The organism is Streptomyces sp. NBC_01450, from assembly GCF_036227505.1.
In the GTDB taxonomy this organism is placed as follows: domain Bacteria; phylum Actinomycetota; class Actinomycetes; order Streptomycetales; family Streptomycetaceae; genus Streptomyces.
On the sequence record NZ_CP109480.1, the window covers coordinates 3,606,027 to 3,624,422 of the forward strand.

At 71.7% G+C, this 18,396-nt stretch carries 15 protein-coding genes; 3 read left to right on the forward strand and 12 right to left on the reverse strand.

Annotated features, from left to right (window positions below; all coding sequences use genetic code 11):
• Positions 1-41: 41 nt before the first annotated feature.
• Genes OG568_RS16100 through OG568_RS16110 form a run of 3 tightly spaced genes read right to left on the reverse strand, consistent with a single transcriptional unit; the run spans position 42 to position 1,980 of the window.
• Entirely contained in the window at positions 42-350 is a 309-nt protein-coding gene (locus tag OG568_RS16100) for an AzlD domain-containing protein (protein ID WP_329532084.1), read from the reverse strand.
• Positions 347-1,087: an AzlC family ABC transporter permease gene (locus tag OG568_RS16105; RefSeq protein WP_329536368.1), complete on the reverse strand. Its 741-nt coding sequence runs from the start codon at positions 1,085-1,087 to the stop codon at positions 347-349. The genes OG568_RS16100 and OG568_RS16105 overlap by 4 nt, the downstream gene beginning before the upstream one ends.
• Complete coding sequence (locus OG568_RS16110; protein ID WP_266430447.1) at positions 985-1,980, reverse strand: AraC family transcriptional regulator; 996 nt, start codon at positions 1,978-1,980, stop codon at positions 985-987. Before OG568_RS16110 ends, OG568_RS16105 begins: the two co-directional genes overlap by 103 nt.
• Positions 1,981-2,267: 287 nt before the next feature.
• Between OG568_RS16110 and OG568_RS16115 the strand changes: the two genes are divergently transcribed.
• The 3 genes from OG568_RS16115 to OG568_RS16125 all read left to right on the forward strand — a co-directional run bounded on the left by OG568_RS16115 (position 2,268) and on the right by OG568_RS16125 (position 8,911).
• The gene (locus tag OG568_RS16115) at positions 2,268-7,184 is read left to right on the forward strand and encodes an ATP-dependent helicase (RefSeq protein WP_329532085.1); all 4,917 of its coding nucleotides are present in this window, start codon (positions 2,268-2,270) and stop codon (positions 7,182-7,184) included.
• A 72-nt stretch (positions 7,185-7,256) separates the two neighbouring features.
• Positions 7,257-8,117 carry an Fpg/Nei family DNA glycosylase gene (locus OG568_RS16120; protein ID WP_329532086.1) on the forward strand — a complete coding sequence of 287 codons (861 nt, stop codon included), beginning with the start codon at positions 7,257-7,259 and terminating at the stop codon, positions 8,115-8,117.
• A gap of 32 nt (positions 8,118-8,149) precedes the next feature.
• Positions 8,150-8,911: an SDR family NAD(P)-dependent oxidoreductase gene (locus OG568_RS16125; RefSeq protein ID WP_329532087.1), complete on the forward strand. Its 762-nt coding sequence runs from the start codon at positions 8,150-8,152 to the stop codon at positions 8,909-8,911.
• A gap of 202 nt (positions 8,912-9,113) precedes the next feature.
• On the opposite strand, the gene OG568_RS16130 is transcribed toward OG568_RS16125, so the two are convergent.
• The 9 genes from OG568_RS16130 to OG568_RS16170 form a co-directional block, all read right to left on the reverse strand.
• On the reverse strand, positions 9,114-9,356 hold the full coding sequence (locus OG568_RS16130) for a hypothetical protein (protein WP_329532088.1): 243 nt from the start codon (positions 9,354-9,356) through the stop codon (positions 9,114-9,116).
• 164 nt (positions 9,357-9,520) lie between these two features.
• Positions 9,521-9,991 (reverse strand): Dps family protein, encoded by a 471-nt coding sequence (locus tag OG568_RS16135; RefSeq protein WP_266430463.1) that lies wholly within the window; start codon positions 9,989-9,991, stop codon positions 9,521-9,523.
• 239 nt (positions 9,992-10,230) lie between these two features.
• The gene (locus OG568_RS16140; RefSeq protein WP_266430466.1) at positions 10,231-10,608 is read right to left on the reverse strand and encodes a helix-turn-helix domain-containing protein; all 378 of its coding nucleotides are present in this window, start codon (positions 10,606-10,608) and stop codon (positions 10,231-10,233) included.
• A 109-nt stretch (positions 10,609-10,717) separates the two neighbouring features.
• Complete coding sequence (locus OG568_RS16145; RefSeq protein ID WP_329532089.1) at positions 10,718-11,263, reverse strand: CinA family protein; 546 nt, start codon at positions 11,261-11,263, stop codon at positions 10,718-10,720.
• Positions 11,260-11,973 (reverse strand): CDP-diacylglycerol--glycerol-3-phosphate 3-phosphatidyltransferase, encoded by a 714-nt coding sequence (gene pgsA / locus OG568_RS16150; protein ID WP_266430473.1) that lies wholly within the window; start codon positions 11,971-11,973, stop codon positions 11,260-11,262. The genes OG568_RS16145 and pgsA overlap by 4 nt, the downstream gene beginning before the upstream one ends.
• The gene (gene rimO / locus OG568_RS16155) at positions 11,970-13,445 is read right to left on the reverse strand and encodes a 30S ribosomal protein S12 methylthiotransferase RimO (protein WP_266430476.1); all 1,476 of its coding nucleotides are present in this window, start codon (positions 13,443-13,445) and stop codon (positions 11,970-11,972) included. Before rimO ends, pgsA begins: the two co-directional genes overlap by 4 nt.
• A 142-nt stretch (positions 13,446-13,587) precedes the next feature.
• Positions 13,588-14,442, reverse strand: a complete 855-nt coding sequence (locus OG568_RS16160; RefSeq protein ID WP_266430479.1) for a helix-turn-helix domain-containing protein — start codon at positions 14,440-14,442, stop codon at positions 13,588-13,590.
• A 313-nt stretch (positions 14,443-14,755) separates the two neighbouring features.
• The gene (locus tag OG568_RS16165; RefSeq protein WP_329532090.1) at positions 14,756-17,494 is read right to left on the reverse strand and encodes a DNA translocase FtsK; all 2,739 of its coding nucleotides are present in this window, start codon (positions 17,492-17,494) and stop codon (positions 14,756-14,758) included.
• A gap of 144 nt (positions 17,495-17,638) precedes the next feature.
• Positions 17,639-18,322 carry a response regulator gene (locus tag OG568_RS16170; RefSeq protein ID WP_054228614.1) on the reverse strand — a complete coding sequence of 228 codons (684 nt, stop codon included), beginning with the start codon at positions 18,320-18,322 and terminating at the stop codon, positions 17,639-17,641.
• Positions 18,323-18,396: the final 74 nt, after the last annotated feature.

The following is an 18,396-nucleotide window of genomic DNA, read 5'->3' on the forward strand; positions in this document are numbered from 1 at the left end:
CGGCCCGCACACACGCGTGCGGGCCGTCCGCGTACCGGGCGTCAGCCTGTCAGCGCCCGCGCCCCCGCCGTCACGCCCACGGCCGCGCCGACCACGAGCAGGAAGGGGGCGCGCAGGAGCAGGGCGACAGCGGCCGCGGCGAGTCCGGCGACCTTCGCGTCCACGACCAGGACGCGCCCGTCGGCGAAGGTCTGCTGAGCCGTGAGCGCGGCCAGAAGGGCCACGGGCAGCAGGGCGGCGAGGCGCTTGACGAGCGGCCGCTCCAGGACGCCGACGGGGACCAGCAGGCCGATGAGCTTGACGGCGTAGCAGCCGATGGCGGTCGCGCCGATCGCGATCCAGATGTTCAACGGTCTTCCCTCGGTGCGTCGTTGTCGGCCTTCATGCGGCCGGCGGACTTCGAAGCGCGTCGCCCCTCTGCGTAGAGGGCGGCGGGAGCGGCCAGCGCCGCCACCAGGACGGGGACTCCGGCGGGCAGCACGGGCAGCAGACCGAGCCCCAGAAGGACCGCGACACCGGCCACCGCGCGCTCCGTGGTGGTCTTGAGCATCGGAGCGAGCAGCGCGAGGAAGACGGCGGGCCCGGCGGCGTCCAGCCCCCACGCGTCGGTGTCCCCGATGGCCTCGGCCCCGACAGCGCCCAGCAGCGTGGTGAGGTTCCACAGCACGTACAGGGAGAGCCCGGTGACGGTGAAACCGATCCGGACACCGCGACGCGTGGGCTGGGCCAGCGCGACCGCCGTGGTCTCGTCGATGACCCACTGCGCGGCGAACGGGCGCACCGCGCGCGGGAGGGCCAGCAGCTGTGACAGACGTAGTCCGTAGAACGCGTTGCGCACCCCGAGGAAGAACGCGCCTGCGGCGGCCGTGAGGGGATTGCCGCCGCCGGCGAGCGCGCCCACGAGCGCGAACTGCGAGGCGCCGGTGAACACCAGGAGGCTGAGCGCGCAGGTCTGCAACACGGTGAGCCCGCTGCCGGCCGAGGTCACTCCGAAGGCGAAACCGGACAGTCCGACGGCGACCCCGACTCCCAGGGCGTCCCGGACGACGGCCGCGTCGGGTTTTCCGCCGCCTTCTTCACTGCGTATGTCTGCGAGAGCTGTCTGTTCTGCCACACCCCGGACGGTACGTACGGCCGCCCGTCGACGTCTTGTACGTTCTTGCGCTCGCGCTGGTAGGCGCCCGGAGGCACACCCACGATCCGGGAGAAGTGACGGTTGAGGTGCGGCTGGTCCGTGAAGCCGACGGCGACGGCCGCCTCGGCGGGCGCGGAACCGGCGTCCAGGAGGTGGCGTGCCCGGCGCACCCGGGCGTCGGTCAGCCAGGTGTGGGGCGGCATGCCGTAGGTGTCACGGAACGCGCGCAGCAGGGCGAACGGGCTGGCGCCGAGGTCGGCGGCGAGCCGTTCCAGGGTCGGAGGCTCGGCCATCCGCTCCTCCAGCACGGCACGCGCGCGTGCGGCGACACGGGCGCCCGCGGTGCGCACGCCCCGCTGCGGCAGCGAACCGCCGTTCAGACGCAGCAGCCGGGTCACCGCGACCCGCAGCAGGGTGTCGGCCGCGAGCGCGTTGCCCTCCTCCGCGGCCCGAAGCACTTCGTGAACCAGACCCGCCGCGTACGGATCGTCGAGCACCGGGCTGACGAATCCAGGCGTTCCGCGAATCGTGGTGGTCTCGGCCGCGATCTCGGCCACCAACCCGGGCGAGGGGTAGACCGCCCCGTACCGCCATCCCTCGGGAACACCCGCCCGGCCCGTGTGCGCGGTGTCGGGGTTGACCAGCGCGAGCGCGCCCGGACCCGCGTACTGGTCGGCACCGCCGTGGTGGAAGACCTCGACACCGTCGGAGATGGCGGCGATCACGAAGTTCTCGTGGGTGTGCCGCACAAAGATCTTCTCGACGAACCGCGCCCGCAGCAGATCGACACCCGGCAGCTCGGCGTACCGCCAGTGCCGCGCCCGCTCCTGCCCCGAACCTGCCACCCACTCATTCTCCGTTATGACACCGCGGACAACCGGCTCGGATGGCGCACCCCCACGCGCCGTCGGCCGCCCACGGCGGCGAGGGGTCGCGTCGGGGGGTGTCCGCCCGCAGCGGCTGGCGCGTCAACGCCGCCAGATCGGTAATCGACCGATTCCGCGCCTGACCGAGGACGGATACCCCCCGACGCGGCCCCGCCCCCTCACCGAGCCGCAGGCGCCCCACCACGCCACCGAGCACATTTCCGCAGGTCAGGGCGATTGTCAGTGGCCGGGTGCAGGATGGACGCATGGTCAGCTCCGCACACCGAGCCCTCGACGGCTTCTCCCCCGCGACCCGCGGCTGGTTCACGGGGGCCTTCTCCGCGCCCACCGCGGCCCAGGCCGGCGCGTGGAAGGCCATCGGTGAGGGCTCGGACGTGCTGGTGGTCGCCCCGACCGGCTCCGGAAAAACCCTGGCCGCGTTCCTGGCCGCGCTCGACCAGCTGGCCTCGACCCCGCCCCCGGCCGACCCCAGGAAGCGCTGCCGGGTGCTGTACGTGTCACCGCTCAAGGCCCTCGCGGTGGACGTGGAGCGGAATCTGCGCAGCCCACTGACGGGCATCCGGCAGGAGTCGGTGCGCCTCGGGCTGCCCGAGCCCGAGGTGAAGGTGGGTATCCGTTCCGGCGACACCCCGCCCGCCGAGCGCCGAGCGCTGGCCACCCGCCCGCCGGACATCCTGATCACGACTCCCGAGTCCCTGTTCCTGATGCTGACGTCGGCGACGCGCGACGCGCTGACGGGCATCGAGACCGTGATCCTGGACGAGGTGCACGCGGTCGCGGGCACCAAGCGCGGTGCCCATCTCGCGCTCACCCTGGAGCGCCTCGACGAGCTGCTGCCCAAGCCCGCGCGCCGCATCGGTCTCTCCGCGACGGTGCGTCCGGTGGACGAGGTGGCCCGTTATCTGTCACCCCGCCGCAAGGTGGAGATCGTCCAACCGCCGTCGGGCAAGGAGTTCGACCTCTCCGTGGTCGTCCCGGTCGAGGACCTGGGCGAGCTGGGCGGCTCCCCGGTCGCCGACGGCAGTGAGGGCGCGGAGAAGCCCTCCATCTGGCCTCATGTCGAGGAGCGGATCGCCGACCTCGTCCAGTCACACCGCTCCACCATCGTGTTCGCCAACTCCCGCCGCCTCGCGGAGCGCCTGTGCAACCGGCTGAACGAGATCGCGTACGAGCGGGCGACGGGCGAACCCCTGGCGGAGGCGCACGCCCCGGCCCAGCTCATGGGGGGCTCCGGCGCGGCCCAGGGCGCACCGCCCGTCATCGCACGGGCCCACCACGGCTCGGTCTCCAAGGAGCAGCGGGCCCTGGTCGAGGAGGACCTGAAGGCGGGGCGCCTGCCCGCCGTGGTCGCCACCTCCAGCCTCGAGCTCGGCATCGACATGGGCGCGGTCGACCTCGTCGTCCAGGTCGAGTCACCGCCGTCCGTGGCCTCCGGCCTCCAGCGCGTGGGCCGCGCGGGCCACCAGGTCGGCGCGGTGTCCACCGGCGTCGTCTTCCCCAAGTACCGCGGCGACCTGGTCCAGGCGGCGGTGGTCACCGAGCGGATGCGTACCGGCTCCATCGAGTCCCTGCGGGTTCCCGCCAACCCCTTGGACGTGCTGGCCCAGCAGCTCGTCGCCATGACCGCCCTCGACACCTGGCAGGTCGACGACCTGCTTGCCACGGTCCGCCGGGCGGCGCCCTTCGCCTCGCTGCCCGAGTCGGCGTTCACGGCCGTCCTCGACATGCTCGCGGGCCGCTACCCGTCCGACGCCTTCGCGGAGCTCAGGCCCCGCGTGGTGTGGGACCGCGTCGCGGGTACGGTCACCGGCCGGCCCGGCGCTCAGCGCCTCGCCGTCACCTCCGGCGGGACCATCCCCGACCGCGGGCTGTTCGGGGTCTTCCTCGCGGGGTCCGACCCCAAGAAGGGCGGCGGCCGGGTCGGTGAGCTCGACGAGGAGATGGTCTACGAGTCCCGCGTCGGGGACGTCTTCACGCTCGGCACGAGTTCCTGGCGCATCGAGGACATCACCCGCGACCGTGTCCTGGTCTCCCCCGCCCCCGGTGTCCCGGGCCGGCTCCCCTTCTGGAAGGGCGACCAGCTCGGCCGCCCGCTCGAGCTCGGCCGGGCGGTGGGCGCGTTCCTCCGCGAGGTCGGCTCGCTCCCCAAGGACGACGCCCGGCTGCGGCTGCTCGCCGCGGGACTGGACACCTGGGCCGCCGACAACGTGCTGTCGTATCTCGCCGAGCAGCGCGAGGCGTGCGGGCACGTCCCGGACGACCGCACGATCGTCGTCGAGCGGTTCCGTGACGAGCTGGGCGACTGGCGGGTGGTCGTGCACTCCCCCTTCGGCGCCCAGGTGCACGCCCCCTGGGCCCTCGCGCTGGGCGCCCGGCTCTCCGAGCGCTACGGCATGGACGCCCAGGTCATGCACGCCGACGACGGCATCGTGCTGCGCCTGCCCGACGCCGATGTGATGGGCCTGGACCTGCTCGACCAGGAGCCCGTGAAGCTGGGCACGGAGTACGACGCGGAGCAGGCACCCGTCGGCGCGGCGGACGTCGCCTTCGACAAGGGCGAGGTCGACCAGATCGTCACCGACCAGGTCGGCGGCTCGGCGCTGTTCGCGTCCCGGTTCCGCGAATGCGCCGCCCGCGCGCTGCTGCTGCCGCGGCGCAGCCCGGGAAAGCGCACCCCGCTGTGGCAGCAGCGACAGCGCGCCGCCCAACTGCTCCAGGTGGCCAGCGAGTTCGGATCGTTCCCGATCGTCCTGGAGGCGGTCCGCGAATGCCTCCAGGACGTCTTCGACGTCCCCGGCCTCACCGAGCTGATGGGCGACATCGAGTCGCGCAAGGTGCGGCTCGTCGAGGTCACCACGCCCGAGCCCTCCCCGTTCGCCCGCTCCCTCCTGTTCGGATACGTCGCTCAGTTCCTGTACGAGGGCGACTCCCCGCTCGCCGAACGGCGCGCCGCCGCCCTGTCGCTGGACTCACGCCTGTTGGCCGAGCTCCTGGGCCAGGCCGAGCTGCGCGAGCTGCTCGACGCCGAGGTTCTGGCCGAGCTGGAGCGGGAGCTCCAGTGGCTCACCGAGGACCGCCGCGTCAAGGACGTCGAAGGCGTCGCCGACCTGTTGCGGCTGCTGGGCCCGCTCAAGGACGCAGAGTTGACCGAGCGCGGCGCGGAGCCACAGTGGGCCAAGGAGCTGGCCGCCGCCCGCCGCGCCATCAAGGTCCGTATCGCCGGCGTCGACCACTGGGCGGCCATCGAGGACGCGGGCCGTCTGCGGGACGCTCTGGGCACGGCGCTGCCCGTCGGCGTCCCCGAGGCCTTCACCGAGCCGGTCAAGGACCCGCTCGGCGACCTCCTCGCGCGCTACGCACGCACCCACGGCCCGTTCACCTCCACCACCGCCGCCGCGCGCTTCGGTCTCGGCGCGGCCGTCACGGACGGAGCGCTGCAACGCCTCGCGGCGAACGGCCGCGTCGTCCAGGGGGAGTTCCACCCGGCGGGCATCGGCCAGGAGTGGTGCGACGCGACCGTGCTGCGCAGGCTGCGGCGCCGTTCGCTCGCGGCCCTGCGCCACGAGTTGGAGCCGGTGCCGCCCGCCGCGCTGGCGCAGTTCCTGCCGCAGTGGCAGCACGTCGACAGCGGACACGGGCTGCGCGGCATCGACGGACTGGTGCGTGCCGTCGAGCAGTTGCAGGGCGCCTCGGTGCCCGCCTCCGCCCTGGAGAAGCTGGTCCTGCCCTCCCGCGTCTCCGGTTACGCGCCCGCGCTGCTGGACGAACTCACCGCGGCAGGAGAGGTGGTGTGGGCCGGAGCCGGGGCGCTGCCGGGCAAGGACGGCTGGGTCTCGCTCTATCTCGCGGACGCGGCCCCGCTGCTCCTCCCGGACCCGCACCCCCTGGAGCTGACCGCCCTGCACCAGTCGGTCCTGGACGCGCTCTCCGGGGGCTACGGCCTGTTCTTCCGCCAGATCGCCGACCAGGTCCGTGCCACCACCCACCCCGACACCTCCGATCCCCAACTCGCCGACGCGGTCTGGGACCTGGCCTGGTCCGGGCGGCTCACGAACGACACGCTCGCACCGATGCGCGCTCTCCTGGGTTCGGGCCGCACAGCCGGGTCCACGGCGCACCGCGCCAAGCGCACGGTCCCGCGCGGCCGCTACGGCTCCTTGACCGGCACCGCACGCCCCCAGTCCCGTACGGGCCCGCCGACGGTGGCCGGCCGCTGGTCGCTGCTCCCCGACCGTGACCCCGACGCCACCGTGCGCGCCCACGCCCTGGCCCGCACGCTGCTCGACCGGCACGGCGTGGTGACCCGGGGCGCCGTCGCCGCGGAAAGCGTCGAAGGAGGCTTCTCCGCCGTGTACCGCATCCTGTCCGCCTTCGAGGACAGCGGCCAGGCACGCCGGGGTTACGTGGTGGAAGGACTGGGCGCCGCCCAGTTCGCGATGGACGGAGCGGTGGACCGCCTGCGCGCGGCGGCGAACGCGCGGGACCGGGGCGAATCCCTGACCGCCCAGGACCCCCGGGACACCTTCCCAGGGCCGACCGGTTTCCCGGACACACCCGGTTTCCCGGACACACCCGGCCGCCCCCACACCAACGGCTTCCCCGGCGGTCACGATGCCGCGCACACCCACGCCTTCCCCGACGACCTCGACGCGACGAGCCCGCTCGTTTTCCCCGGCACCGAGGACTCCGCCTTCGCCGACGGCCACGGCTTCGCGAGCGATCCCGCCCTCTCCCCCGACCGGTTCCGCGCCCGTTCCTCGTCCCGGGCCACCCCCCAGGCCGTGGTCCTGGCCGCCGCCGACCCGGCGAACGCGTACGGCGCGGCCCTTGGCTGGCCCGAGCCCCCCACCGGCGCCGGGCACAAGCCGGGCCGTAAGGCAGGCTCCCTGGTGGTGCTCGTCGACGGCGAGCTGACGCTGTACATGGAGCGCGGCGGCAAGACCCTGCTGGCCTGGCCCTCGGACCCGGACGGCTCGGTCATGGAGGACGCCCGTCTGCGTGCCGCCGCCGAAGCCCTCGCTGCGGCCGCCCGCGCGGGCTCCCTCGGCACGGTCACGGTGGAGCGCGTCAACGGCGCCTCCGCCCTGACCTCCCCGATCGGCACCCTCCTGGAGAGCGCCGGCTTCATCGCCACTCCCCGGGGCCTGCGCCTGCGCGCATAACCACCCCGCCCACACACCCCCCGTACCCGCATCCCGCCGCGCCCCATCCCAACCCGTGACACCCTGGAACCCATGCCCGAAGGAGACACCGTCTGGCAGGCCGCGAGGCGACTGCACACCGCCCTCGCGGGCAAGGTGCTGACCCGCTCCGACCTGCGGGTGCCCAAGTACGCCACCGCCGACCTCACCGGCCGCACCGTCCTGGACGTCACCCCGCGCGGCAAGCACCTCCTCACCCGGATCGAGGGCGGCCTGACCCTGCACTCACATCTGCGGATGGACGGTTCCTGGAAGGTGTATGCGAACGGCCGGCCCTGGAGCGGCGGCCCCGCCCACCAGATCCGGGCGATCCTCGGCACCGCGGACCGCACGGCCGTCGGCTACCGGCTCCCCGTCCTGGAGCTGCTCCGCACCGCGGACGAGACCCGCGCCGTCGGCCACCTCGGCCCCGACCTCCTCGGCCCGGACTGGAATCCCGACGACGCCTTGGAGAATCTCCTCCAGGACCCCACCCGCCCCCTCGGCGAAGCCCTCCTGGACCAGCGCAACCTCGCCGGAATCGGCAATGTCTACAAGAGCGAGCTGTGCTTCCTCCTCCGGGTCACTCCCTGGCTCCCCATCGGCGAGCTTCCCGCCGACCGCGCCGCCCAGCTCCCGGCCCTGGCCAAGAAGCTCCTGGAGGCCAACCGCGACCGCCCGACCCGCATCACCACCGGCCGCCGCGACCAGAACCTCTTCGTGTACGGCCGCGCACCCCGTCCCTGTCTGCGCTGCGGCACCTCGATCCGCCGGGCCGACCAGGGCGACGGCGCCCGGGAGCGCCCCACGTACTGGTGCCCGACGTGCCAGCCGGGCCCGACTCCGCCGCCGGGCCGTATCCCGCCCCCGGGCGCCGGCCGATCCCGTACAACTCTCCACCGCACGACTAATTGACGGCCCGTCAGAAATCCTCGTACCGTCCCTTCATGCCCGTCAAGGCGTACGACCTCACCGGACGCACCGCATTCGTCACCGGAGCCGCGAGCGGAATCGGCCGCGCGTCAGCCGTCCTGCTCGCGGAGGCGGGGGCCACCGTCCACTGCGCGGACCGCGACGCGCAGGGCCTGCACGAGACGGCGACCCTCATCAAGGCCGAGGGCGGCACGGCCCACACGCACCCGCTCGACGTCAGCGACCGCGCGCAGCTCCAGCAGGCCGTCGCATCCTGCGAGCGACTCGACGTCATGGCGGCGGTCGCCGGGATCATGCACAGCAGCCCGGTCCTGGAAACCCGGGACGAGGACCTCGACCGCGTCCTGGGCGTCAACTTCAAGGGCGTGCTGTACGCCTGCCAGGAAGCCGCCCGCCTCATGATCGCGAAGAGCGTCCGCGGGAGCATCATCACGATGGCGTCCGGCGCCATCGACACCGGCGGCCCCGGCCTGCTCTGCTATGGCGCGGCGAAGGCGGCCGTCGTGCAGCTGACGAAGACCCTGGCGACCGAGATCGGCCCGCACGGTATCCGTGTCAACGCGGTCGCACCCGGCTGGACGCGTACGCCGATGACCGACCGTCACGGGGAGGCCCAGGCGCGCACCGAGGCGGTCATGGCCCGACTCTCGCCGCTGGGCCGGGTCGGCGAACCCGAGGACGTCGCGCACGCCGTGCTGTATCTGGCCTCCGACGCTTCGGTGTTCACGACGGGGCAGATCCTCCGTCCGAACGGCGGCGTAGCGATGCCTTGGTAGCCCCCGTCAACCCCCAGCGCACCCCCACACCGCCGCGACTCGCCGCCGCCACACGGCATCCGCCCCCGGGACCAGCCTCTCCCCCACCCCCGCCGACACCTCGACGCGCCCCCGGCACGCCCCGCGCACCGGAGCCCCGAGCACCACGCGCCCCCGAACGCGCCGTGCCCGTCCCCCACCCCCTCCACCGAGCGTCCCGCCCCTACGAAGCCCCCGGCTCGCGCGCCCCACGCGCCTCCCGCCGAGGACGCGCCCTGGCGCCGGCGCGCACGACCCCCGCCTTCGGCACACAGTGCACCGGCAGCAGGCTCAACCCCCATCCCCCGGCCGCGACCGCCCCCTCCAGCACCCCGGCGTCGGGCACCAGCGCGAGCCGGAGAACCCCCCACCACCACAGTGCGCCGAGCCCCAGCGCAGCCCCCCAGCGCGCTATCCGCCCTGCCATGGTGTCCACCTCCAGCCCGAAGCTAGACCTGCGCTCTCACCCACCGGCAGGGCGCACCGACGGCACAGAGGCGCACCCACGGCACATACGAAGCCCGCCGTGGCGCCCCGTGGCCGCCACGAGGCGCCCGGCGGTCGCCGGCGTGAGCCGCCCGCCTCCGGGCGTCACCCGTTCTCCGCCTGGAACATCCAGTGATGCTTCTCGAGATCGGCCGTGATCTGGATGAAGATGTCCTGGCTCACCGGATCGGCTTCGCCGGTCGCGTCCACCCGCACCCGCATCCGGCTGATCACCGCGCTCAGCGCGTCCACGAGCATCCCTACGGCGTCGGTGTCCTTGATCCAGCCCTCGGGCGTCACACCGATGCCGCTGCTGGTGGCCACGGTCGCGGCCCGTCCGTCGGGTGGGACTCCCAGCGTCGAGGCGCGCTCCGCCACCGTGTCGGAGTGCAGCCGCGCGGTGTCCACGACCTCGTCGAGCTGAAGGTGGATCGAGCGGAAGCGCGGTCCGACCACGTTCCAGTGGACCTGCTTCGCGACCAGGGAGAGATCCACCAGGTCAACCAGCGCTCCCTGCAGGGCGCCGGACACGGTCCTAAGGTCCGCGTCGGACAACGGGCTCTTCACGACGTACATCGGGATCCTCCGATCCACTCGGCCTCATCAACCACGACCTCATCAACCATGGCATATACGAACAATTCGGGTCACCTGAAACAAGTCGCGCCAGCGGTCTCCCAGAGATCCCCAGAGATCCCCAGAGGCCCTCAGAGACAGCGAAAGCCCCGGCCGAGTCCGCTCCAGGTCTTCCCTGGAGCAGCCCCGGCCGGGGCTTTCACAAGCGTGCTCAGCTCATGAGCGTGAACTCGTGAGCGTCAGGCGGCGACGACGTCGACCGCCTCGGCTGGCGCCTTGATGGTGACCCGTTCCGGTGGCACGCCGGTGACCGATACGGAATTCAGCATCGGACGGCGCACCGGTGTGCGCACCGGCTCGGTGGCCGCTGCAGACTGGGCCAGCTCGGCGAGAGCGAGCTCATCGCTCACTTCCCGCATGAGCTCGGACATCCGTACGTCCAGCGCGTCGCAGATGGCGGAGAGCAGCTCGGAGGATGCCTCCTTCTGCCCCCGCTCCACCTCGGAGAGATAGCCGAGTGAAACTCGGGCGGACGAGGAGACTTCGCGCAGAGTACGGCCCTGGCGCTGGCGCTGCCGACGCAGCACGTCACCAAGCAGGCGACGGAGCAGAATCATCGGTGGCTCCCTCCTCGGACCGCGTAGCCGCATCCTTCACGCCCCACCGTACCGCCTTGCGCCGCGGCCGTGCGGGGAGCGATGTCGTGTTCACTCAGGGCTGCAAACATCAAAACCCCCCGTTCTGTTCCGTATCCTGTGCCCGCTCATTCCCGGTCTGTTCGCCCGCCAGCTCCTTCAGGAGCAGAGCGAGTACGCTCCGTACACTCTCCATACGGATTTCCGCCCGGTCGCCGTTCAACCGCAGCTGCATCACTTTCCCGCCGCCGGCAGCATGAAAATATGACCGGGCGGGCCCGTCGACGGCCACGAAAACCGTCCCGACCGGCTGCCCGTCCTGCGGCTCGGGTCCCGCGACACCCGTCGTCGCGATTCCCCAGTCCGCGCCGAGCGCCTTGCGCACACCGGCCGCCATCTGGGCCGCGACCTGCGGATCCACCGCGCCGCGCTCGGCCAGCAGAGTGGCGTCGACACCCAGCAGTTCGTGCTTGAGCGCGGTGGCGTACGCCGTCACGGAACCCCGGAAGGCCTGGGAGGCCCCGGGCGTCGCGGTGATCTCCGCCGCCACCAGACCACCGGTCAGCGACTCGGCGACGGCGAGCGTCTCGCCCCTCACCGTGAGTAGTCGCAGCACTTCGGCGGCCGTGGAACTCACCGTTCCGCCTCCTCGGCCGCCGCCTGCCGCTCGGCGATTCCACTCCGGCGCAGCACAATGGCCTGTCTCACGTAGTCGAGCCCGCTGACGACGGTCAGGACGACCGCCACGGCCATCACCCAGAACCTCAGGGTGGCCAGCGGCCCCGTCAGCGCCAGGACGTACATCCCGACCGCGGTGCCCTGCGCGAGGGTCTTCAGCTTGCCGCCGCGGCTGGCCGGAATGACCCCGTAGCGGATCACCAGGAAGCGCAGCAGGGTGATCCCGAGCTCGCGCCCGAGGATCACGCCCGTCACCCACCACGGCAGATCACCGAGGTAGGAAAGACAGATCAGCGCCGAGCCCATGATCGCCTTGTCGGCGATGGGGTCGGCGATCTTCCCGAAGTCGGTGACCAGGTTGTACGTACGCGCCAGGTGGCCGTCGAAGATGTCCGTGATCATGGCGACGGCGAAGGCCGCCCAGGCCCAGGCACGCCACACGGGGTCGTACCCGCCGTCGGCCAGCATCAGCGCCACGAAGCCCGGCACCAGTACGAGCCGGATCATGGTCAGGATGTTCGCGATGTTCCAGAGGCTGGCCTGATTGACAGCCGCAGCGCCCAGCTTCCCGCCCCGCGCCTGTTTGGAGCCCCCGGGAACGCCAGGAGCGCCCGCCGCGCCGTTCGCGCTGGGGGAGCCGCCCGCCGCGGACGCCGGGGCTCCGGTCATCTGGCCGCCTCCTCAGTACACGGGAGCGAGCCCAGAAGCGGCTCGGCCACCAGGTCGACACCTTCCGTACCGACCACCTTGGCCTCGACGATACGGCCGACCGTCAGCCCTTCGCCGCTCGTGAACAGCACCTGGCCGTCCGTCTCCGGCGCCTGGTGCGCGGCGCGGCCGTACGCGCCCTCGTCCCCGTCGAGCGACTCCACGAGCACGTACACGGTCTCCCCGACGCGCTCCTCGGCGCGCTGGGCGACCAGTTCCTCGGCGAGCCGGGACACACGCGCGAGGCGCTCGTCGACCACGTCCTGGTCGAGCTTGTTCTCGTAGGTCGCCGCCTCCGTGCCCTCCTCGTCGGAGTACCCGAAGACACCGATGGCGTCGAGGCGCGCGCCCGTGAGGAAGCGCTCCAGTTCCGCGAGGTCGGCCTCGGTCTCGCCGGGGAAGCCCACGATGAAGTTGGACCGCACACCGGCCTGCGGGGCCTTGGAGCGGATGGTGTCGAGCAGCTCCAGGAAGCGGTCGGTGTCGCCGAAGCGCCGCATCGCCCGCAGCACGTCGGGCGCGGAGTGCTGGAAGGACAGGTCGAAGTAGGGCGCGATGTTCGGCGTGGAGGTCAGCACGTCGATGAGCCCGGGGCGCATCTCGGCGGGCTGCAGGTAGCTCACGCGCACCCGCTCGACGCCGTCGATCTCGGCGAGCTCGGGCAGCAGGGTCTCCAGGAGGCGGATGTCGCCCAGGTCCTTGCCGTACGAGGTGTTGTTCTCGGAGACCAGCATGATCTCCTTGACGCCCTGCTCGGCCAGCCAGCGCGTCTCGTTCAGCACGTCGCTGGGGCGGCGCGAGATGAAGGAGCCGCGGAAGGACGGGATGGCGCAGAAGGAGCAGCGCCGGTCGCAGCCGGAGGCGAGCTTCACCGAGGCGACCGGGGAGCCGTCCAGGCGGCGGCGCAGGGGCGCACGGGGGCCGGAGACCGGGGCGACACCCTCCGGAAGGTCCGAGGGGGCGCCGTGGCCGGGAAGGGCCACCTCCTCGCCCGCGCTCTGCCGCTCGGCGGGGCTGATCGGCAGCAGCTTGCGCCGGTCGCGCGGGGTGTGGGAGGCGTGGATGCCGCCGTTCAGGATGGTCTGGAGGCGGTCGGAGATGTCCGCGTAGTCGTCGAAGCCGAGCACGCCGTCGGCCTCGGGGAGGGCTTCGGCGAGTTCCTTGCCGTACCGCTCGGCCATGCAGCCCACCGCCACGACGGCCTGGGTTCTGCCATGCCCCTTGAGGTCATTGGCTTCCAGGAGGGCGTCGACGGAGTCCTTCTTGGCGGCCTCGACGAAGCCACAGGTGTTGACGACGGCGACGTCCGCTTCTTCGGCGTCCTCCACGAGTTGCCAGCCGTCCGCCTCCAAGCGGCCTGCGAGCTCCTCCGAGTCCACCTCGTTACGGGCGCAGCCAAGGGTGACGAGTGCGACGGTACGGCGTTCAGGCATGGGCTCAAGACTACTTTGTCTCACTGACAGCCCACGTCGACGGGGTTGGCCGATCTTGGCCAACCCCGTACCCGCCTGTGCGGTGAGCTCTTTGTGCGCCCGGCTCGAGCGCCCGTTGTCCGACCCTCACGGCCGTCCGAAGTCATCCGACGACGGGGTCGCCCTTCGTGTAGGTCAGTCGCTCGACCTGGCCGGGCTGGAACTGGTCGTCGATCTTCTTGCCGTTCACGTACAGCTTGATGGCGCCCGCGTCGCCGAGCACCAGGTCGATCTTCGTCTTGTCCTGGAAGGTCTTGGACTCACCCTGCTTGAGCAGACCGTCGAAGAGGAGCCGGCCGTTGTGGTCCTTGGCGGAGATCCAGCTGCGCCCGTCCGGGGCGCTCACCTGGACGGTCACCTTGTCCTGCGGGGCGGCCGCGATGGCGCTGTCGGTGGGCTCGGGCTTCGGGTCGGCGGGCTTGCTGATCTTGGGGCTGGCGGACGTGGTGGACGTACTGGCGGTCGGTGTGGAGCCCTCGGCGACCGACGACTTCGCGTCGCTCCCACCGCTGCCCTTGACCACGGTGAACCCGACGAAGCCGATCACGGCGACGATGGCCGCGACCATGGCGGCGGTCCAGTTCGGCCCGCGGCGCTCGGGACGGATGCGTTCCGCCTCGAACAGCGGGGCGGCGGGGGTCGGCGCGGGACGCCCGCCGTGTTCGGCGTCGTAGCGGGCGAGCAGCGGGGCCGGATCGAGGCGCACGGCCCGGGCCAGCGTCCGGATGTGACCGCGCGCGTAGACGTCTCCGCCGCAGGGGGCGAAGTCGTCCTGTTCGATCGCGTGCACGATGGCGATACGGACCCGGGTGGCGTTGCTGACGTCGTCGACGGTCAGTCCGGCCTCGGTGCGAGCCTGCCGCAGGGCGCGACCGACCGAGAGGCCTTCTTCGCGGTGCTCTTCGAACGGGCGCTCGTCTTCAGGGGAGTTACCGTCAAGGGAGTTGCCGATGGACACGGGGGCGCCTTTCGAGCGTGTAGCCACCTGTGCTGGAGGTTCAGTTTAGGGGGGGTACGAAAGGGTGGGGCAACCGGGCGGTGGGACTTTGTACGCCATCAGAATGGCCGGTCATCCTGATGTGGGGACAGTGACCCGTCCCCTCGCTCAACTTGACGTACGACGGGGGGAAACGGTTGCCCGTCCTTGCCTTACGGGTGAGTCACGTTCGAATATCCACGGGTCACGGAGCGAACCGTCCGCGCCATGACCGCGCCGCCGAGATCTCACCCGTACGGTGACCGAGCTGTCCCGTTTTCCTCCGCCGAAAGCTCTACGCTCCAGCTTCCCCACGAATCACGGCGAGCACTCCATCCAGCTCGTCGGCCTTCACAAGAACGTCACGCGCCTTGGAGCCCTCGCTGGGCCCGACGATGCCGCGGGACTCCATGAGGTCCATCAGCCGCCCGGCCTTGGCGAAGCCGACCCGCAGCTTGCGCTGGAGCATCGAGGTGGAACCGAACTGCGAGGTGACGACCAGTTCGGCGGCGGCGCACAGCAGGTCGAGGTCATCGCCGATGTCCTCGTCGATCTCCTTCTTCTGCTTGGTGCCCACGGTGACGTCGTCCCGGAAGACCGGCGCCATCTGGTCCTTGCAGTGCTGCACGATGGCCGCGACCTCGTCCTCGGTGACGAAGGCGCCCTGCATACGGGTGGGCTTGTTGGCCCCCATCGGCAGGAAGAGCCCGTCGCCCTTGCCGATCAGCTTCTCGGCACCCGGCTGGTCGAGGATGACGCGCGAGTCCGCCAGCGACGACGTGGCGAAGGCGAGCCGGGACGGCACGTTCGCCTTGATCAGACCGGTGACGACGTCCACGGAGGGCCGCTGGGTGGCGAGCACCAGGTGGATGCCGGCCGCGCGCGCGAGCTGGGTGATACGCACGATCGCGTCCTCGACGTCGCGCGGGGCGACCATCATCAGGTCGGCGAGCTCGTCGACGATCACCAGCAGGTACGGGTACGGCGTCAGCTCGCGCTCACTGCCCTCGGGCAGCTTCACCTTGCCGTTCCTGATGGCCTCGTTGAAGTCGTCGATGTGCCGGTAGCCGAACGCCGCGAGGTCGTCGTAGCGCAGATCCATCTCCCGTACGACCCACTGCAGCGCCTCGGCGGCCCGCTTCGGGTTGGTGATGATCGGCGTGATCAGGTGCGGGATGCCCTCGTACGCGGTCAGCTCGACCCGCTTGGGGTCGACGAGGACCATCCGGACGTCCTCGGGGGTCGCCCGGACCATGACGGACGTGATCAGGCAGTTAATGCACGAGGATTTACCGGAACCGGTGGCTCCGGCGACGAGCACGTGCGGCATCTTCGCCAGGTTGGCCATCACGTAGCCGCCCTCGACGTCCTTGCCGAGCGCGACCAGCATCGGGTGGTCGTCCTCGGCCGCGTCCGCGAGGCGCAGTACATCACCGAGGTTGACCATCTCGCGGTCGGTGTTGGGGATCTCGATACCCACCGCCGACTTGCCCGGGATCGGGCTGATGATCCGCACGTCGGGGCTGGCGACGGCGTACGCGATGTTCTTGGTGAGCGCCGTGATCCGCTCGACCTTCACGGCGGGACCGAGCTCGACCTCGTAGCGCGTGACCGTCGGCCCGCGGGTGAAGCCGGTGACGGCGGCGTCGACCTTGAACTCCATGAAGACGTTCTGGAGCGAGGCGACGATCGCGTCGTTGGCGGCGCTGCGCGTCTTGCCGGGCCCGCCGCGCTCCAGCAGGTCGAGCGAGGGCAGGGAGTACGTGATGTCGCCGGACAGCTGGAGCTGCTCGGCGCGCGGGGGCAGGTCGCGGGGCGCGTCGGGCGCCGACTTGGTGAGGTCGGGCACGACGGACTCGACGGCCAGGGCCTCCTGCTTGGGCCGCTTGGCACCCGGGACGACCTTGGCGCGCGCGGCCGGCACCGGGGTCGTCTCCTCGTAGCCGTCGCGCTCCACCGTGACGCCGTGCGTCAGATCGGCGACCAGCGGGGAGGGCGGCATCCCGTGCAGCACGGCCCCGTCGAGCGCCGCGGCGGCGGCCGCGGCGACGTCCACCGCGTCCATCGGCCGGTTCATGTCGGGCTGCTGCACAGCGGGCCGCCGGGGACGGCCGCGGCGCTTGGTGAGCGCCTCCTCCTCGGTGCTCTCCGGGTCGTACCCCTCAGGAGCCTGCGAACGCCGCCGGGAGCGGGCGGGAAGCCCCTCGCGCCACTGCTCGTCGTAGCGCTCGTCGTCCTCGCCCAGGGCGTCCTCGTCGAAGTCGGCCTGGACGATGCCCAGCTTCTGCCCGAGGAGCCGCAGCCGCTGCGGGATCGCGTTGACGGGGGTCGCCGTGACGACCAGCAGGCCGAAGATCGTGAGCAGCACGAGCAGCGGTACGGCGAGAACCTCGCCCATCGTGTATGTCAGCGGGGTGGCCGCCGCCCAGCCGATGAGCCCGCCTGCGTCCCTTATCGCCTGCATGCCGTCGCTGCGCGCGGGCGCCCCGCAGGCGATGTGGACCTGGCCGAGCACGCCGATGACGAGCGCGGACAGGCCGATCACGATGCGGCCGTTGGCCTCCGGCTTCTCGGGGTGCCGGATGAAGCGGGCGGCGATGACCGCGAGCAGTATCGGCACGAGCAGGTCGAGGCGGCCGAAGGCGCCCGTCACCAGCATCTCGACAAGGTCGCCGACGGGCCCGTGCAGGTTGGACCACGTGCCCGCCGCGACGATCAGCGCGATCCCGATCAGCAGGAGCGCGAGTCCGTCCTTGCGGTGCGCCGGGTCGAGCCCCTTCGCGCCCCGTCCTATGCCGCGGAACATCGCGCCGACGGCGTGCGCGATGCCCAACCACACGGCGCGTGCGAGCTTGTACACACCCGCGGTGGGGTTGGGCGCCGACGCGGGTGGGGCCTTCTTCGCCGCGACCTTCTTGGCGGGCGCCTTCTTGGCGGCTGCCTTTTTCGCGGGGGCCTTCTTCGCCGGAGCCTTCGTCGGAGCGGCCGCCTTCTTCGCGGGCGGCTTCTTGGCTGCGGACTGACGTGAGGCCATGTGTGTGAGGTTACCGGTGCAGACGACAGCGGACACGTGTGCCTACAGCTTCACCCGTTCGTGTCGCCCGTACCAGGGACCAGAACTGACGCGCGCTCACCGCGAACGACGGACCGCTCGAGGGTCAGTTCTGCGACTCGAGGGTCAGTTCTGCGACGGCACCGACGGTGCCCCGCTTCCCGTGCCCGGCTCCAACGCGTCCAGCGCCCTGCGCAATCCCGTGAGTTTGCGTTCGAGATGGGCCGCGGTCGCCACCGCCGCCGCGTCCGCCGAGTCGTCGTCGAGTTGCTTGGACAGCGCCTCGGCCTGCTCCTCAACGGCCGCGAGCCGCGCGGAGAGTTCGGCGAGGAGACCGGCCGGTTCCTTGGCCGAGCCGAGCGCCGTCTTGCCGCCGCCCTCCAGCTGCAGCCGCAGCAGCGCCGCCTGCTCACGCAGTTGGCAGTTCTTCATGTAGAGCTCGACGAAGACGGAGACCTTCGCGCGCAGCACCCATGGGTCGAACGGCTTGGAGATGTAGTCCACCGCACCCGCCGCGTACCCCCGGAAGGTGTGGTGCGGACCGTGGTTGATCGCGGTGAGAAAGATGATCGGGATGTCCCGCGTCCGTTCTCGCCGCTTGATGTGCGCCGCGGTTTCGAACCCGTCCATTCCAGGCATCTGGACGTCCAGCAGAATGACCGCGAAGTCGTCGGTCAGTAGCGCCTTGAGCGCTTCCTCTCCGGACGATGCCCGTACCAGTGTCTGATCGAGCGCGGAGAGGATCGCCTCCAGCGCCAGCAGATTCTCCGGCCGGTCATCGACCAGAAGGATCTTGGCCTTCTGCACCATGGCCCGCCCTCCTCGCCCCGGCAGTGCACCGGGCGCCGCCCCAGGGGACGACTCCCTTGCGTCGCCCGTCCTTG

Coding starts and splice junctions, on each gene's coding strand:
- OG568_RS16120 (WP_329532086.1), top strand. CDS start 7,257: ATGCCCGAAGGAGACACCGTCTGGCAGGCCGCGAGGCGACTGCACACC.
- OG568_RS16125 (WP_329532087.1), top strand. CDS start 8,150: ATGCCCGTCAAGGCGTACGACCTCACCGGACGCACCGCATTCGTCACC.
- OG568_RS16135 (WP_266430463.1), bottom strand. CDS start 9,991: ATGTACGTCGTGAAGAGCCCGTTGTCCGACGCGGACCTTAGGACCGTG.
- OG568_RS16170 (WP_054228614.1), bottom strand. CDS start 18,322: ATGGTGCAGAAGGCCAAGATCCTTCTGGTCGATGACCGGCCGGAGAAT.
- OG568_RS16115 (WP_329532085.1), top strand. CDS start 2,268: ATGGTCAGCTCCGCACACCGAGCCCTCGACGGCTTCTCCCCCGCGACC.
- rimO (WP_266430476.1), bottom strand. CDS start 13,445: ATGCCTGAACGCCGTACCGTCGCACTCGTCACCCTTGGCTGCGCCCGT.
- OG568_RS16140 (WP_266430466.1), bottom strand. CDS start 10,608: ATGATTCTGCTCCGTCGCCTGCTTGGTGACGTGCTGCGTCGGCAGCGC.
- OG568_RS16165 (WP_329532090.1), bottom strand. CDS start 17,494: ATGGCCTCACGTCAGTCCGCAGCCAAGAAGCCGCCCGCGAAGAAGGCG.
- pgsA (WP_266430473.1), bottom strand. CDS start 11,973: ATGACCGGAGCCCCGGCGTCCGCGGCGGGCGGCTCCCCCAGCGCGAAC.
- OG568_RS16130 (WP_329532088.1), bottom strand. CDS start 9,356: ATGGCAGGGCGGATAGCGCGCTGGGGGGCTGCGCTGGGGCTCGGCGCA.